This is a genomic window from Candidatus Pelagibacter sp. (assembly GCF_052049815.1).
In the GTDB taxonomy this organism is placed as follows: Bacteria; Pseudomonadota; Alphaproteobacteria; order Pelagibacterales; family Pelagibacteraceae; genus Pelagibacter.
Genome location: NZ_JBNGZG010000008.1, coordinates 21811 through 38514, shown reverse-complemented (window position 1 = coordinate 38514; position 16704 = coordinate 21811). Strand labels below are relative to the sequence as shown.

Genomic DNA, 16704 nt, shown 5'->3' with positions numbered 1-16704 from the left:
TTGAGGTTTATACTAGATGAATGGCAAATCACAAACTTTTCCAGAAACTTTTTTACCATCAATATTAAGGTAAACAGTTTGTGATGCCTTGCAAAAGGGTTCGCTAATCATAGCTATACCTATTACTTTTTTGAAATAAGGTGAAAAACATGCAGACCTTAAATCTCCAATTTTTTTTTCTTTCTCATAAATATCAAGTGATTTAGTTATTGAAAGTTTTTCTAAATCTAAGATTACACCCATTAATTTTCTTTCAATTCCTTTTGATTTAATATCCTTTAATTTTTCTTTTCCTAAGAACTCAATATTGTTATCTAGATTTACGTACTTTTCAAAACCACACTCATAAGGGTTGTCATTGTTATCAAAGTCATTTCCATAGGATAATAATCCACTTTCAATTCTTTCAATTAAATTTGGACAACCAGCTTTTACATTTAAATCTTTTCCCTGCTCAAATAGTTTGTCATACAGTTGAACTCCAGAAGAAGTGTTTTCTACATATATTTCAAAACCACCTTGTTTTGACCAGCCTGATCTTGCTATTAAATGTTTCGTTCCTTGAAAATCATAAAAATCAAATCCAAAAAATTTTAAATCTAAAATTTTCTTCCCAAAAATCTTTTCCATTAAAGCAAAAGATTTTGGACCTTGTACTGCAATAATATCTACATTGGGTTCAAAAATGTTGACATCAAATTTATGTCCATGAGCAAGACCTTTTGCAAAAAATATTACATCGGAGTCTGCTATTGATATCCAAAACCTATTTTCATCAAGTTTTAGTATTACGGGATCATTAACCATTTTCCCATTTTCATCGATTATAGGACAATAATAACAACGACCAATTTTAGATTTAGACAAATCTCTACAAGTCATTAGCTGAACTAGTTTTGCTGCATCTTTTCCAACTATTTCAACTTGTCTTTCAGCTGCAACATCCCAAACTTGAACATCTTTTTTTAAATGATCACATGATTCTTCCAATGAACCAAAAGCTGCAGGTAATAGCATATGATTATAAACTGTATAAGCTGTAACTCCTTGTTTTTCTATTCTAGAAGTATAAGGAGTGCTTCTAAGTCTTCTTGATTTTGCAATTAGGTAATTTTTCATTAATTTAAAAATTCTAGGATCTTGTCTCTCATTTCAAAGGCTTTTTCAATCATAATCATATGACCACAATTTTCTATGACATGTGTAGAGCTATTTTTAATATGGTCAGCAAACTTATGTCCATTTTCTAGATTTACCATTTTATCTAATTTACCAAAAATCAACAAAGTTGGGTTTTGAATTTTTTTTGCAGCATTCAATCCATTTGAATAATTATTGCAGGCATTTAAATCTACAGCCAATATTTCACTTATATCTCTTGGAGATTGAATTATTCTTTCTACTGGGTTTCCACCAATAAATTTTTTTGAGCCTTCATATCCCCATTTCATCATTAACTTAACAGCATCAGAGTCTCCACTTTCTGCAAGATTGATTAAGTCAGGATGAACAGGCATTTTGTAAGAACCACCAACAAAAATAATTTTATTTAATCTCTCAGAATATTTTGAAGCATATTCTAAAATATCTAGGCATCCTTGAGAGTGTCCAATAAGATTAATTTTTTCTAATTTCAATGTTGAAAAAAAAGTTTCTAACCATTCAGCAATTTCTTCTATTGTTTTTAAGCATGGCCCTTCAGAATTTCCGTGACCAGGAAGATCAATTGATAAAACATTAAAATTTTTATTTGAAAAAAATTGTTCAGATAATGACCAGACTATATGTGATAAGCCACTTCCATGTAAAAAAACAATTGTTTCTTTGCTAGGATCTATTCCTTGACCTGCATCTGATACATGTATTTTTTTATTTTCTATTTCAAAAATCAAGAATTAACCTAAAATTTTTTTCTCAGTTCAAATTTCTGAATTTTTCCAGTCGATGTTTTTGGCAATTCACAAAATTCTATGTATTTAGGAATTTTAAATCCAGCTAATGTTTCTCTACAAAAATCCATTAATTCTTTATCAGTTACATCTTTATCTTTAACTTTTTCTATAAAGGCAGCTGGAACTTCGCCCCACTTTTCATCAGGCTTTGCAACAACTGCTGCAATTGATACTGCCGGATGCTTAGATAAAGTATTTTCAATTTCAATTGATGATATGTTTTCACCTCCTGAAATTATTATATCCTTAGATCTGTCTTGAATTTTTATATATCCATCAGGATGAGCTACAGCCAAATCTCCAGAGTGAAACCAGCCTCCATTCATTGCTTTATCAGTGGCTGCTTTATCTTTGAAATATCCCTTCATCACAACATTTCCTCTAATCATAATTTCACCCATAGTTTTTCCATCTTGTGGCACTGGTTCCATATTTTCTGGATTCATCACTTTAATATCTTCTGTATTTGGGTATCTAACACCTTGTCTTGCTTTAATTTCATTTTTTTTATCTTCGTCTAGTGAATTCCACTCATCATTCCAGGCACATTGTGAAACATGACCATATGTTTCTGTAAGACCATAAACATGCATCACCTCAAAACCCAATGCCTCCATTTTCTTAAATATTATACTTGGAGGTGGAGCTCCAGCTGTAAGTACATAAACTTTGTGTTCTAATTTTTTTCGATCTTTTTCTGATGCACCTGTTATCATGTTTAACACTATTGGTGCTCCTCCAAAATGAGTAACCTTATGTTTTATAATCAATTCAAAGATTTTTTTTACATCTATGTTTCTCAGACAAACTGTTTTTCCATTTAGCATTGGAATCGTCCACGGATATCCCCAACCATTACAATGAAACATTGGAACTATTGTTAAAAAACTTAGTCTGTTTGGCATATTCCAAGCAACAGCACTTCCTGTTGACATTAAATATGATCCTCTATGATGATATACTACACCTTTTGGATTTCCGGTCGTACCTGAAGTGTAATTTAAAGAAATAGCTTGCCATTCATCTTTTGGTCTTTTCCAAATGTAATTGTCATCCCCTGTATTTAAAAAATCCTCATATTCATGTTCCCCAATTTTCTTTAATAAACTTTGATCTGCAAAATCATCTTGGATATCAATTATTATCGGCTTATTTTTTAATTGTTCCATTACTTTTGAAATTACAGAATGAAATTGCCTATCTACAATAAATACTTTTGCTTCACTGTGCTCAAGTATATATTGTACAGTCTTAGCATCTAATCTAACGTTTATTGTATTTAATATTGCACCCGTCATTGGAACAGAGTAATGAGCTTCAAAAATTTCAGGGGTATTCATAGCCATTACGGAAACGGTATCTCCTAATCCAATACCTATTTTTTCTAGAGCACTCGCAAATTTAGTGCACCTTCTATAAAGATCACTCCAAGTATAACTTCTGTTTTCGTAAACCAAGGCTTCATAATTTGGGTAAATATCTTTTGCTCTTTCTAAAAAAGTCAGAGGAGTTAAGGGAACAAAATTTGCATCATTTTTATTTAAATTTTGTTCGTAATTGTTCATATTAATTAAAGTTGAATTTCATTATATAATCACTTCCAGTCTTGACGCTTTTAAAGTGACTTTCGGCTCTTGGTAAAACTCTATTAAAATAAAACTGAGCTGTTTGAATTTTTTCTTCATGAAATTTCTTATTTTCATCGTAGTCTCTAAAAGAAACCTCAAGAACTTTAATCCAAGCGAATGCAACTGAAACATAACCTAAAGCTTTTAAATAATCATTACAAGCTGCACTAGCATCATCTTTTTGATTTTTTATTTTATCTTTTATCCAAGAAGTAAATTCTTTAAGATCAGTCAGAGAATTTTTTAAATCTTCAACAAAAGGTTTAATTTTTGTATCTGATGATGAACATTCTTCCTCAATCATTTTAAGGTAGTCATCAATAATATCTCCATTTTTATTTACTAATTTTCTAAAAACTAAATCAGCTGCCTGAACAGAATTTGTTCCTTCGTAAATTGGAGTAATCCTATTGTCTCTGTAAAGTTGCTCGATACCCTGGTCTTTTGTATAGCCATATCCACCAAATATCTGCATTGCATCATTTGTTATTTCCATTCCTAAATCGGTAAATAAAGATTTTACAACTGGTGTCATAAGTGAAACATAATTTAAGGCTTTTTGTTTAATACTCTTATCTTCGTGATACAAACTTACTTCTGTTTGTTGGGATAACCAAAAACATAAAGCTCTCTCTCCCTCGATTATCGATTTCATATTCAATAAAGATCTCCTGATATCAGCATGTTCAATAATGAAGTCTGCACCATTTGTTGATTTTGTATTATTTGTTTTTCCTTGTTTTCTTTCTTTCGCATATGCTAACGAATTTTGATAAGCAATCTCAGATATACCTAATCCTTGGATACCAACTACAATTCTTTCTAAATTCATCATAGTAAACATTGCATTTAAACCTTTGTCCTTCTGTCCAATCATATAGCCTTCGGCTTCATCAAAATTTAATACACATGTAGCAGAGCCTTTAATCCCCATTTTACTTTCAATAGATCCTGTTGAAATTCCATTTCTTTGACCAACCGAACCATCTTCTTTAACAATAAATTTTGGTACTAAAAATAAACTTATTCCTTTTGTTCCTGCTGGTGAATCACTAACTCTTGCTAAAACTAAATGAATTATATTTTCAGTTAAGTCATGATCTCCTGATGTAATAAAAATTTTTTGTCCACTTATTTTATAAGTGCCATTATCTTGTTCTACAGCTTTTGTTTTTAAAAGACCAAGATCAGTTCCACAAACTGGTTCTGTCAAACACATAGTCCCACTCCATTTACCCTCAACAATTTTTGGTAAATATTTATTTTTCATTTCATCAGACGCATGATGATTTATACAATTGTAAGCTCCAATACTTAATTCACTATAAAGTTTAAATGATAAACTTGCTGAAGATAACATTTCATCAAAAAAGGCGCTCACCGTTTTTGGCATTCCTTGGCCTCCATATTTTGGATCACAAGAAAGCGACGTCCAACCATCTTCTATATATTTTTGATAAGCTTCTTTATATCCAGGAGGTGTTCTAACTACTCCATTTTCTAATACAGTTGGATTTTCATCGCCTGCTTTTGCAAGTGGTAAAATTATATTTTGGTTGATTTTTGCTGCCTCTTCCAAAATATCTCTAACTAAATCTGAACTAACTTCTTTATATTTTTCAAGTTCATTATAATTTTTATTGTTTCTTAATTTTTCATAAAGAAACATCATATCTTCAACTGGTGCTGTATAACTTGGCATATAGAAAGTTTAAGTGAAATAAGTAATTAATTCAATTTCGAAATTATCGCGTCACCCATTTGAGAAGTAGAAACTTCCTTAGTTCCTTCAGATAAAATATCTTTAGTTCTCAATCCGTCATTTAGTACTTCTTGAACTGCATTTTCTAGGGAATCTGCTTCTTTATCTAGGTCTAGTGAATATCTTAATGCCATTGCAAAACTTAGTATTGTTGCAATTGGGTTTGCTATTCCTTTTCCAGCAATATCAGGCGCTGAACCATGAATTGGTTCGTACATAGCTCTCATTTCTCCATCTTTATTTTTTGCACCTAATGATGCTGATGGTAATAATCCTAAAGAACCTGTTAACATTGATGCTTGATCTGAAAGCATATCACCAAATAAATTATCAGTGACAATTACATCAAATTGTTTTGGGTATCTAAGTAATTGCATCGCACAATTATCTGCAAGCATATGACTAAGCTCAACATCTTTATATTCATTATCATGTAAAGTTTGAACTTCTTCTTTCCAAAGTTGTCCTGCTTCCATCACATTTGATTTTTCGCAAGATGTAACTTTATTTGATCTCTTCCTTGCTAGATCGAAGGCAATTCTTGCAACTCTTGTGATTTCGCTACTTGTGTAAGTGTGAGTATTAATTCCTTTTCTCTCTCCATTTTCTATTGGTTTAATTCCTCTTGGTTCTCCAAAGTAAATCCCACCTGTAAGTTCTCTTACAATCATGATATCTAAGCCTGAAACTATTTCTGGTTTTAAAGTTGATGCATCAACTAATTGTTTGAAACATATTGCTGGTCTTAAGTTTGCAAATAGCTTCAATTCTTTTCTTAATTTTAATAATGCTCTTTCGGGTTTTTTTGAAAACTCTACATTATCCCATTTTGGTCCACCCACAGCTCCTAACATAACTACAGCACTTTCTTGAGCTTTATAAAAAACTTCATCAGTCAAGGGAGTACCATGTTTATCATAAGAACAACCTCCTGCTAAATCTTCATCTATTTCAAAATCAAGTGACTTTTTTGAATTAAACCAATTTATAATTTTTTTTACTTCTCCAGTAACTTCAGGGCCAATTCCATCTCCAGCAAGCAGAAGAATTTTTCTTTTTTTAACTTTAATCATTAAAGATCCAAGGTTTTTGATTTTTTAAATTTTTTTCAAAAGATTCTATTTTTTCAGATTTTTTTAAAGATAGAGCAATATCATCCAAACCTTCTAATAGACATTTCTTTTTAAACGGGTCAATTTCGAATTTGATCTCACTGTTACCATAAATTATTTTTTCCTCTTCAAGATTAATCGAAATTTCTTCTTTTCTATTTGAATACTCTGATAATTCTTTAATTTTTTCTTCCTCTACAATTATTGGAAGAATTCCGTTTTTAAAACAATTGTTATAAAAGATATCAGCAAAGCTTGAACTAATTACACAAGTAATTCCAAAATCTAATAATGCCCATGGAGCGTGCTCTCTAGAAGAACCACATCCAAAGTTTTTACCAGCTATTAATATTTTTGAATTATCATGAGGATCTTTATTTAAGATAAAATCATTTATCTTTTCTCCATTTTCATCATATCTCATTTCAAAAAATAAGTTTTTACCAAGTCCTGTCCTTTTAATTGTCTTTAGGAACTGTTTTGGAATAATCATATCTGTATCAATATTTACAATTGGTAAATATGCAGGAATGCTTTTTAATTTATTAAATTTTTGCATTAGTTTTCAAACTTTCTAACATCTTCAAGATTTCCTGAAATCGCAGCAGCAGCTGCCATGCCTGGACTAACTAAATGTGTTCTTCCTCCTCTGCCTTGTCTGCCTTCAAAATTTCTATTTGAAGTAGACGCACATCTTTCTTCAGGTTTTAATTTATCTGCATTCATAGCTAAACACATTGAACAACCAGGTTCTCTCCATTCAAATCCTGAGTTTATAAAAATTTTATCCAATCCCTCTTGTTCTGCTTGCTCTTTTACCAATCCAGATCCCGGAACCACCATTGCATGAACATGACTTGCTTTTTTCTTATCTTTTAAAATTTTTGCTGCTTCTCTTAAATCCTCAATCCTTCCATTCGTACAACTTCCAATAAAAACTTTATCTATTTTAATATCTATTGCAGACATATCTGGTTTTAATCCCATGTACTTTAAAGCTCTTTCAATCGAGTTTTTCTTATCTTCATCTTTTTCGTTGCTTGGGTTTGGAATTTTTCCGTCTATTGTAATGACGTCTTGTGGTGAAGTTCCCCATGTGATCATTGGTTTAATTTCATTTGCATCAAGATTGATTTCTTTATCAAAAGATGCTCCATCATCAGATTTCAATTTTTCCCAGTTCTCAACTGCTTTATTCCAATTCTCTCCAGTTGGTGACATTGGTTTTCCATTTAAATAATCAAATATTTTTTGGTCTGGTGCAATTAAGCCAGCTCTGGCACCACCTTCGATAGTCATATTGCAAATCGTCATTCTTTGCTCAACACTCAAAGAACTTATTAAATTACCCGCATACTCAACTACACAGCCTGTCCCACCTGCTGTACCTATTTTTCCAATAATTTGTAAAATTACATCTTTAGAAGTTACTCCTAAAGGTAATTTTCCATTTACATTAATTCTAAAATTTTTTGCTTTTTTTTGAACTAAGGTTTGTGTTGCTAAAACATGCTCTACTTCTGAAGTTCCGATACCAAAAGCTAATGCACCAAATGCACCGTGTGTTGCTGTATGACTATCTCCACAAACAATTACAGTGCCTGGTTGAGTAAAACCTTGTTCAGGACCTATTATATGAACAATACCTTGTCTCTTATCATCCATACCAAATAGTTGTACTCCAAATTCTTTACAATTTTTTTCTAATGTCTCGACTTGAATTTTTGAATCTTCGTCTGCTATTCCTTTTGTCCTATCAGTTGTAGGAACATTGTGATCTGCAACAGCTAATGTTAAAGCTGGATGTCTTACTTTTCTATTTGAATTTCTTAAGCCTTCAAAAGCTTGTGGGCTTGTAACTTCATGAACTAAATGTCTATCAACAAATAATAAAGCAGTTCCATCATCTTGAATATCAACTAGATGATCTTTCCAAATCTTATCGTAAAGTGTTAAGGCCATTTAGAAAAAATTATTTTTTTTCTTCTGTGCTTTCTGTTTTTGCTTCAGGTGCTGGGCTTGCTTCTTTTGCTTCTGACTTAGCTGGAGTTTCTGCCTTTACAGTTTCAGTTGCTTCTTTTATAGGAGCTTCTGGCTCTACTGCTGGAGTAGCAACATTTTCTTCAGTAACTGTTTCTGGTTTTGTATCAACATCTATACCTATATTTTTTCTTATCTTTTCCGCAATTCTTGCTGATTTACCAGTTCTGTCTCTTAGATAATATAGTTTTGCTCTTCTTACTTTACCTGATCTAATTACTTTTATTGAATCAATTACTGGACCATATAATGGAAATGTTCTTTCTACTCCTTCACCAAAAGATATTTTTCTTACAGTGAATGAAGAATTAATGTCTCTACTTTTTTTTGCAATACAAACACCTTCGAAATACTGAATTCTTTCTTTTTTACCTTCAGTTATTCTCACACCTACTTTTACAACATCACCTGGGTAAAAAGCTGGGATTTTCTTTTCTGAAAGAATTTGTTTAACTTTGCTTTGATTTATTTCTTCAATCGTTTTCATTTTCTAATACTCGGTCTAATTTTTCTTGTTATATTTTTTCCACAAATCTGGTCTTCGGACGCGTGTTATAGCCTCAGATTGAGATAAACGCCAGTCTTTAATTTTAGCGTGATCTCCAGATAATAAGACATCTGGTACTAATTTTTCCTCCCAAATTGGTGGTTTTGTATACTGCGGATACTCGAGAAGCCCATTTTCAAAACTCTCATCATTAGTAGATTGATCATTTCCAAGAACGCCAGGCAATAATCTTAAAATACTATCTAAAACTACATACGCTGCTGTCTCGCCACCAGATAAAACAAAATCTCCAAGACTTATTTCTTCAATTTTTCTTGTTGAAAGTATCCTCTCATCTACACCTTCAAAATGTCCACATATTAAAGAAATTGATTGTTCCTTTGAAAGATCTTTAGCAAAGTTTTGATCAAATAATTTACCTTTAGGTGAAAGATAAAATATTCTTTCATTTTTAACAACGTTTTCATCTATTGATTTTGCAAGAACATCTGGCTTCATCAACATTCCAGATCCTCCTCCATAAGGAGTATCATCAACAGTTTTATGTTTGTCAGTAGCATAATCTCTAATGTTCACAACTTTAAGATCCCAAAGTTTTTTCGACATTGCTTTTCCATAAAGTCCTTTTGATAAAGGGCCTGGAAAAAACTCTGGGTAAAGAGTAAATATTTGAGCTCTCAACATAAAATACTAACTGTTTATTTTTTTTCCTCTGCTGGAGCTGCGTCTGCTTTAGGAGCTTCTTCTTTTGGAGCTTCTGCTGCTGGAGCTGCGTCTGCTTTAGGAGCTTCTTCTTTTGGAGCTTCTGCTGCTGGAGCTGCGTCTGCTTTAGGAGCTTCTGCTGCTGGAGCTGCGTCTGCTTTAGGAGCTTCTGATGACTCACCTTCTTTTTTTCTTTCTTTCTTTGGAACAGCTTTTTGAGGATTATTTCCATTTGCAGGCATAGGCATTAACTCATTTTCACCTAAAATTCTTGCAACTCTAGTAGTTGGTTGAGCACCTTGTCCAAGCCAATACTTAATTCTTTCGGCCTCTAAACCAATTCTTTCTTTTTTTTCTTTTGGAAGAAGAGGATTAAAAAATCCTACTTTTTCAATAAATCTTCCATCTCTTGCGAAACGACTGTCTGCAACAACAACTTTGTAGACAGGTCTTTTTTTAGTTCCGCCTCTAGATAATCTAAGTTTTAACATTTATTCTCCTTTATTGTTTTAATTGATTAAATAGTTCTGGTGGAATACCTTTATCAGACATTCCTTTCAGATTTCCTTTAGACATCTTTTTCATCATTTCAGACATCATTTTAAATTGCTTAAGCAATTTATTGATAGTGGCAGGATCAGTTCCAGAACCATTAGCAATTCTGACAGTTCGAGAACCATTGATAATTTTTGGATTCTCTCTTTCTTTTTTTGTCATAGACAAAATTATAGCTTCATTTTTAGTTATAATACTTTCATCTACACCAGCAGCATCCATTTGTGATTTCATTTTAGATACTCCAGGCATAAAAGACATTATTCCTTCAATACCTCCCATTTTTTTCATTTGTCTTAATTGTGATAAATAATCTTCCATTGAGAATTGGCCTTTTTTTAAATTTTCTTCAGCCTTTTTGATATTTTCTTCACCTAAATCTTGAGCAGCTTTCTCTACAAGAGAAACAATATCTCCCATGCCTAAAATTCTATTTGCTATACGATCAGGATGAAATGCTTCAAAATTATCTATCTTTTCTCCAATACCTAAAAACTTTATTGGAACCTGAGAAACGAATTTCATACTAACAGCAGCACCACCTCTTGCATCACCATCAGCTCTAGTCAATATTATTCCAGAAAGATTTACTGTATTCTTAAATTCTTTTGCCACTGAGGCTGCAACTTGACCAGTTAGTGAATCTGCAACTAAAATAGTTTCAGTTGGATTTATAATACAAGAGACTTGTTTTATCTCACTCATCATTTGAAGATCTATTTGAGTTCTTCCAGCAGTATCAAATAAAATAACTTCTGCCCCATTAAGGCTTGCTGCACTAATAGCTCTTCTGCAAATATCAGCTGGTTGTTGACCCTCAATTATTGGTAAAGTTAATATATTGTTTTGTTCTCCAAGAGTTTTCAATTGTTCTTGAGCAGCTGGTCTGTAGATATCTAAACTGACCATCATTACTTTTTTCTTCTTATTTAACTCAATAAATTTTGCTAATTTTGCTGTAGTCGTTGTTTTACCTGATCCTTGTAGACCAACTAACATCATAGGCACTGGTGGAACCGCGCTTAAATTTAAATCTTGGTTACTGTCTCCAAGAAAGCTTACCAATTCGTCATAAACAATCTTAACAACCATATCTCCAGGAGATGTAGATCTTATAATTTCTTGACCTAGTGCTTTAGGTTTGACGGTTTCTACAAATTGTTTTGCAACTTCTAAAGAAACATCAGCCTCTAATAAGGCTTGCCTAATACTTCTTAATCCTTCATCTACTTGTTTCTCATCAAGTGAAGGAGCTTTTTTAAGTGAAGAAAAAATTTCTTCAAATTTATTTGTTAAGTTTTCAAACATATTTATAACGCACAGCAGTAATCGCACTAGTGGGCGAACCCTCGCTGACTAGTGTCGATCTCTTTGTTTCCAAAGACACCGCAAATTTAACGTTTTTGCGGAAACTGCTGCAAATTATAATAGAGGTTCAAAAAGTCAATAAATAAGTTAAATAAGATATATGAACATTAAAGCTTACAAAATGGATGGTTTAGGTAATGATTTTGTAATTATAGACGCTAGATCTGAGGAAATTGAACTTTCTAATGATCAAATAACTAAAATTTGTGATCGTGATTATATTGGCTGTGATCAACTTATTATTTTAAAAAAAAATCAAAACACCGATGCATCACTAATTTTCTATAATTCAGATGGAAGTATTTCTGGAGCTTGTGGTAACGGGACAAGATGTATTGCTGAATTTTTGAATAAAGAAAATAAAAAAGAAACAATTGTTCTAACAACATCTTCAGGTGAATTAGTTTCAAAAATTTTGGGAGATCGACTTGTGAGTACTGAAATAGGTATACCTAAACTTAAATGGAATGAAATTCCCTTGTCAAAAGATATGAACAGCAAAAACTTGCAGATAAAAATATCAGATAAAAATGGAAATGATTTCATAGGCGGTACTGCGGTTAATGTTGGAAATCCACATGTAATTTTTTTTGTTGAAGATATTTCAAAATTTGAAATTAAAAAGATTGGTCCAATAATTGAAAACTCTGAACTATTTCCAGAAAAATGTAATGTTACTATTGCTCAAAAAATTAATAAAGATCATATAAAAGTTAATGTTTGGGAAAGAGGAGCAGGTCTCACTAAAGCTTGTGGTACGGCAGCTTGTGCAACCGCTTATGCTGGTAAAATAAATCAATTAACTGGAAACAATACAGATATTGAATTTGCAAGTGGAAAACTATCTATTCTTATTGATGATAAAGAAAGTATTCACATGAAAGGTCCTGTCTCAGATATTAAAGAAATAAATATTAAAATTTAATGGGTATATTTGAAAAGTTTAAAAGTGGTTTTAAAAAAAGTGCAGAAGCTTTTTCATCTGGACTAAAAGAAATAGTTATTAAAAAAGAAATTAATGACGAAACACTTAGTCAAGTTGAAGACTATTTAATTTCATCTGATGTCGGAACCGTTGCAGCATCAGAAATTAAAGAAATAATTTCAAAAAAAAAGATAGATCCTAGTAAAGAAGTAACATCTGAAATCAATTTAATTTTAAAAGAATACATTATCAACTTGATGCAACCTTTGGAAAAACAAAACTTTTTTGAAAAAAAAGATCACTTAAATGTAATTTTAATCTCAGGTGTTAATGGTGTAGGCAAAACAACTACAATTGGAAAAATAAGCAAAATTTTTAAAGAAAAAGATAATAAGGTAATATTAGCAGCATCAGATACTTTTAGAGCTGCCGCAATAGAACAATTAGATAATTGGGCAAAAAAGATCAATGTTGAAATAGTAAAATCTTCTCAGGGATCCGATCCTGCTTCAGTTGCTTATAAGGCGGTTGAGCAAGCAAAAAATAATAATTTTAATCAAATAATTATTGATACTGCAGGAAGACTTCAAAACAAAAAGAACTTAATGGAAGAATACAAAAAAATTGCAAATGTAGTTAAAAAAGTGGAAAGTGATGCTCCACATGAGGTTATCCTTGTTCTAGATGCAACTTCAGGACAAAATGTAATAAATCAAGTGGAGGAATTTAATAAAATTATTCCAGTTACAGGTTTGATAATGACAAAGTTAGATGGTACTGCAAAAGGTGGGATACTAATAGCAGTATCCAAAAAGTTTAAACTTCCAATAATTGCTTTAGGATTAGGTGAAAAAGAGGATGACCTACAAATATTTGATTCTGAAAAATTTGCTGAAGTATTTACAAATATTAAATAAATTAATTTAAGCTTTTTATAAAAATATCTAACTCATTTATTAATTTATCATCATACTCCATCATATGATTGTCTGTTTTAGTTGAATAAAATGTTTTTGGCTCGTTAGCTATTTCAAATAATTTTTTTCCCATATGAAATGGAACTATATTGTCTATTTCTCCATGCATAATTAATATCGGTGAATTTATATTCACTATTTTACTTTTATTTTCATATCTATCTTTAAGTAAAATGTTTACTGGAACATATGGATAAAATGTTTTAGCTGCATCTATCATAGAAGTAAATGGTGTTTCTAGAATTACACCTGCAAAATCCCTTTTTTGTGCAAGATGAGTTGCAATACCAGTTCCTAAAGACTCTCCATAAAGGATTATATTTCTTTCTTTAACTCCATTATTTAATAACCAATCAATTGCACTTTTGCCATCTTCATATAAACCCTTTTCATTTGGTTTTCCTTGATTTCCACTAAAACCTCTCCATGCAATTATTAGAATATTTAAATTCAACTTATCTAGTGCATTCAATTTGTAAATTCTGTTTTCTAATAACCCAGCATTTCCATGAAAAAATAATAAAGTTTTAAATTTGTTTTTGTCTTTTTCATAATACCAAGCATTAAGATCCAAATTATCTGAAGTTTTTATTTTAATTCTATCTACTTCTATTTTTAAATTATCGCCAAAATAATTATTTTCATTAGGGTGATATAATAAATTTCTTTGATAAAAATAAAGAAAAAGTAGAAGCAAAATATATACTGTTGGTATCGCAATTAAAAAATACAAGAAAATATCCTTAATTTTTTTTTTCATTTTTTCTTTTTGCTAAAAATACTCCAAAAAATACTAATATAGTTCCAATCAAATGATAAAATTCAAATTGTTCGTTAAATAAAAAATATCCATAAACAGCACCATAAACTGTAAAAATATATAACGTAAAACCAGTTATAGAAGCACCTAATCTTTTTTGAGCCATTGTGTACAAAGTAAATGCAATAATCCCTGGTGATATAGCAGCAAAAATTACCCAGGCAAAAAAATCAGAATTAAATGAGGTAGGTTCAAAAATAAATTGCTCAATTAAGTAAAATGGCATTAAACTCAAAGCGCCAAAAAAAGCTACAAGAGTGAATCTTTGAAAGATCGCTAAATCTGTTCTCCAATAAAATAAGTATATAGAATAAAGCGCCCATCCTATTGCAGCACCTAACATCCAAAGATCACCAACGGTAAATTTCAAACTTAATAAGAGATTAACATCACCTTTTATGATGATAGCAAACACACCGATTAAACATGAAACAAGCCCAACAAATTTTGTCAAATTTATTTTTTCATTAAAAAAGAAATAAGAAATTATAAATATAAAAACTGGTGATGAAGTATAAATAATCCCCATATTTGTTATTGTGGTAGTTTCACCTGCTAAAAATGGAAATGCACCACACACACCACATCCCATAGCGCCTAAAAAAAATAACTGTTTATACTCTTTTTTGATAATCTCTATGTTTTTAGCTAAAGCTGAAAATGTAAATGGAAGTAATATTAAAAATACAGTTACCCATCTCCAAAAAGCGAGTGACAAAGGAGGCACATACTCAACCCCACCTCTTGCAACAACAAGATTACTCGCCATAAAAATAGGTTGTATTAAAAGTAAGGAATAACCAAATAAATTTTTGTTTCTGTCTTTCAATTTATAGAGGTTTATTTTTTATCAAAAAAAGCTTCGTAAACCATCATAATGATGGCAACACCCATCAGAATATAAACTGGCAAAACATCTATAAAACCAATCATCATTGATCTAGTAAGCGTAGTTGCTAATCCAATTAAAAAAAATATTGCAAAAGATAATCCAATTATGGTTGTTATTTTATTCATAATTATTCTTTACACTCCTTTTCTAACCAGTTTGCTACTCCTAAAAATCGGTGATCATCATATTTATCACCAATTATTTGAACTCCTAATGGTAAGTTATTTTCTCCCTCAAGTAAAGGAAGAGATATACATGGTGTGCCCATGTAAGACCAAACTTTATTAAACTCAGCTGTCCCAGTACTCTTAAGTCCTTTGGGTGCAACACCTGGACTAGATGGTGACAAGACTCCATGATAATCTTCAAATACTTCTTGGTAAGACTCATAACTTCTCTTCATAAAATCTATAGCTTCAGCGTATTCTTTAGCAGAATGTTTATTTCCATTTGCTATTGCATCTTGCATATATTTTGAAAGTTTCTTTTTATACTTTTTATAATAAACAGAAAAATTATTTGCTAAGTCTGTTTCGTGTATTATTTGATGATATTTATGGATATCTTTAAAATAAGAAGGAGTATCAAACACCTCAATATTTTTTGGAAATGATTTAATAAAATATTCAAATGCACCTTTAGATTTTTTATCAATCAATTTCCAATATTCAGTTTTATAAAAAATAAATTTTGGTTCAAACAACGGTCCTTTTTTTGTCTCCTCTACAAAATTATCTGCAGAATAATGAATTGTTGCAGGATCATATTTGTCTTTTTTAATTAGTACCTTTGCAAGCATGGCAACATCTTCTACAGATCTTCCAAATACTCCCATATGGTCAAGATTATAAGAAGTTCTCAGTACACCATTACGTGAAATTAAACCATAAGTTGGTTTGTAACCAACGACACCACAATAAGAGGCTGGTCTAATTATTGAACCACCTGTTTGAGATCCAATTGAAACTGGCGCCATAAAAGAAGCAACGGCTGCAGCCGAGCCACTTGAAGAACCTCCTGGTGTCCTTGAATTATCATGAGGATTGGTTGTCGCTGGTGGTCCTAAAAAAGCAAGTTCTGATGTTGCAGTTTTTCCCATTACTAATGCACCTGCTGAATGTAACATATCAATTATTTCAGCATTTTGAGAATAAGACTTACCTTTTCTAATAACTGTTCCACACTCTGTAGGCATATCAATTGTTCCAACAATATCTTTTACAGCAACTGGTACTCCGTGAAGAGATCCTAAAGGTTTTCCTGATCTTCTATGTTCATCGGCTTCTTCAGCTTTTTCTAATAAAACTTTTTTGTCAAAATGAGCCCAGGCTTTTATATCTTTCTCATATTTTTCAATTCTTTCTATGAAAGCCTTACAAACATCTACTGATGATAACTGGGCATCTTTTATTTTAGTAGCTAACTGCTCTAAGCTTAAAGAAATGATCTCTGACATTTAATTT

General features: G+C 31.4%; 17 protein-coding genes. 2 read left to right on the top strand and 15 right to left on the bottom strand.

Features of this window, described 5'->3' with window-relative positions:
* Window positions 1–12: 12 nt before the first annotated feature.
* From ACTT9D_RS02695 to ffh, 11 genes are read right to left on the bottom strand one after another with little or no spacing between them, the layout of a single operon-like run.
* Window positions 13–1119: a dimethylsulfoniopropionate demethylase gene (locus tag ACTT9D_RS02695; RefSeq protein ID WP_440930330.1), complete on the bottom strand. Its 1107-nt coding sequence runs from the start codon at window positions 1117–1119 to the stop codon at window positions 13–15.
* Entirely contained in the window at window positions 1119–1892 is a 774-nt protein-coding gene (locus ACTT9D_RS02690) for an alpha/beta fold hydrolase (RefSeq protein ID WP_440930329.1), read from the bottom strand. Before ACTT9D_RS02690 ends, ACTT9D_RS02695 begins: the two co-directional genes overlap by 1 nt.
* An 8-nt stretch (window positions 1893–1900) precedes the next feature.
* Window positions 1901–3517, bottom strand: a complete 1617-nt coding sequence (locus ACTT9D_RS02685; protein WP_440930328.1) for a long-chain-fatty-acid--CoA ligase — start codon at window positions 3515–3517, stop codon at window positions 1901–1903.
* Window position 3518: 1 nt separating this feature from the next.
* On the bottom strand, window positions 3519–5282 hold the full coding sequence (locus tag ACTT9D_RS02680; RefSeq protein WP_440930327.1) for an acyl-CoA dehydrogenase C-terminal domain-containing protein: 1764 nt from the start codon (window positions 5280–5282) through the stop codon (window positions 3519–3521).
* Between the two features lie 26 nt (window positions 5283–5308).
* Entirely contained in the window at window positions 5309–6415 is a 1107-nt protein-coding gene (gene leuB / locus ACTT9D_RS02675; RefSeq protein ID WP_014952611.1) for a 3-isopropylmalate dehydrogenase, read from the bottom strand.
* Window positions 6408–7013 (bottom strand): 3-isopropylmalate dehydratase small subunit, encoded by a 606-nt coding sequence (leuD, locus tag ACTT9D_RS02670; protein WP_440930326.1) that lies wholly within the window; start codon window positions 7011–7013, stop codon window positions 6408–6410. Before leuD ends, leuB begins: the two co-directional genes overlap by 8 nt.
* Complete coding sequence (leuC, locus tag ACTT9D_RS02665; RefSeq protein ID WP_440930325.1) at window positions 7013–8416, bottom strand: 3-isopropylmalate dehydratase large subunit; 1404 nt, start codon at window positions 8414–8416, stop codon at window positions 7013–7015. The genes leuD and leuC overlap by 1 nt, the downstream gene beginning before the upstream one ends.
* 10 nt (window positions 8417–8426) lie before the next feature.
* A complete protein-coding gene (gene rplS, locus ACTT9D_RS02660) occupies window positions 8427–8981 on the bottom strand; it encodes a 50S ribosomal protein L19 (protein ID WP_440930324.1) in 555 nt (184 codons plus the stop codon).
* 15 nt (window positions 8982–8996) lie between these two features.
* Window positions 8997–9686 (bottom strand): tRNA (guanosine(37)-N1)-methyltransferase TrmD, encoded by a 690-nt coding sequence (gene trmD / locus ACTT9D_RS02655; protein ID WP_440930323.1) that lies wholly within the window; start codon window positions 9684–9686, stop codon window positions 8997–8999.
* A 14-nt stretch (window positions 9687–9700) separates the two neighbouring features.
* On the bottom strand, window positions 9701–10195 hold the full coding sequence (rpsP, locus tag ACTT9D_RS02650) for a 30S ribosomal protein S16 (protein ID WP_440930322.1): 495 nt from the start codon (window positions 10193–10195) through the stop codon (window positions 9701–9703).
* A 10-nt stretch (window positions 10196–10205) separates the two neighbouring features.
* Window positions 10206–11567, bottom strand: coding sequence for a signal recognition particle protein (ffh, locus tag ACTT9D_RS02645; protein ID WP_440930321.1), 1362 nt, complete (start codon window positions 11565–11567; stop codon window positions 10206–10208).
* Between the two features lie 160 nt (window positions 11568–11727).
* Between ffh and dapF the strand changes: the two genes are divergently transcribed.
* Together dapF and ftsY are read left to right on the top strand one after the other, a co-directional pair.
* Window positions 11728–12552 carry a diaminopimelate epimerase gene (gene dapF, locus ACTT9D_RS02640; protein ID WP_440930320.1) on the top strand — a complete coding sequence of 275 codons (825 nt, stop codon included), beginning with the start codon at window positions 11728–11730 and terminating at the stop codon, window positions 12550–12552.
* Window positions 12552–13469 carry a signal recognition particle-docking protein FtsY gene (gene ftsY / locus ACTT9D_RS02635; protein ID WP_440930319.1) on the top strand — a complete coding sequence of 306 codons (918 nt, stop codon included), beginning with the start codon at window positions 12552–12554 and terminating at the stop codon, window positions 13467–13469. The genes dapF and ftsY overlap by 1 nt, the downstream gene beginning before the upstream one ends.
* 1 nt (window position 13470) lies before the next feature.
* Here the strand turns inward: ftsY and ACTT9D_RS02630 are convergent, their stop codons facing one another.
* The 4 genes from ACTT9D_RS02630 to ACTT9D_RS02615 are packed head-to-tail and all read right to left on the bottom strand — an operon-like array spanning window position 13471 to window position 16697.
* Complete coding sequence (locus ACTT9D_RS02630; protein WP_440930318.1) at window positions 13471–14289, bottom strand: alpha/beta hydrolase; 819 nt, start codon at window positions 14287–14289, stop codon at window positions 13471–13473.
* Window positions 14273–15178, bottom strand: coding sequence for a DMT family transporter (locus ACTT9D_RS02625; RefSeq protein WP_440930317.1), 906 nt, complete (start codon window positions 15176–15178; stop codon window positions 14273–14275). The genes ACTT9D_RS02630 and ACTT9D_RS02625 overlap by 17 nt, the downstream gene beginning before the upstream one ends.
* Before the next feature lie 11 nt (window positions 15179–15189).
* Window positions 15190–15366 carry a hypothetical protein gene (locus ACTT9D_RS02620; RefSeq protein ID WP_440930316.1) on the bottom strand — a complete coding sequence of 59 codons (177 nt, stop codon included), beginning with the start codon at window positions 15364–15366 and terminating at the stop codon, window positions 15190–15192.
* 2 nt (window positions 15367–15368) lie between these two features.
* On the bottom strand, window positions 15369–16697 hold the full coding sequence (locus ACTT9D_RS02615) for an amidase (RefSeq protein WP_440930315.1): 1329 nt from the start codon (window positions 16695–16697) through the stop codon (window positions 15369–15371).
* Window positions 16698–16704 lie beyond the last annotated feature (7 nt).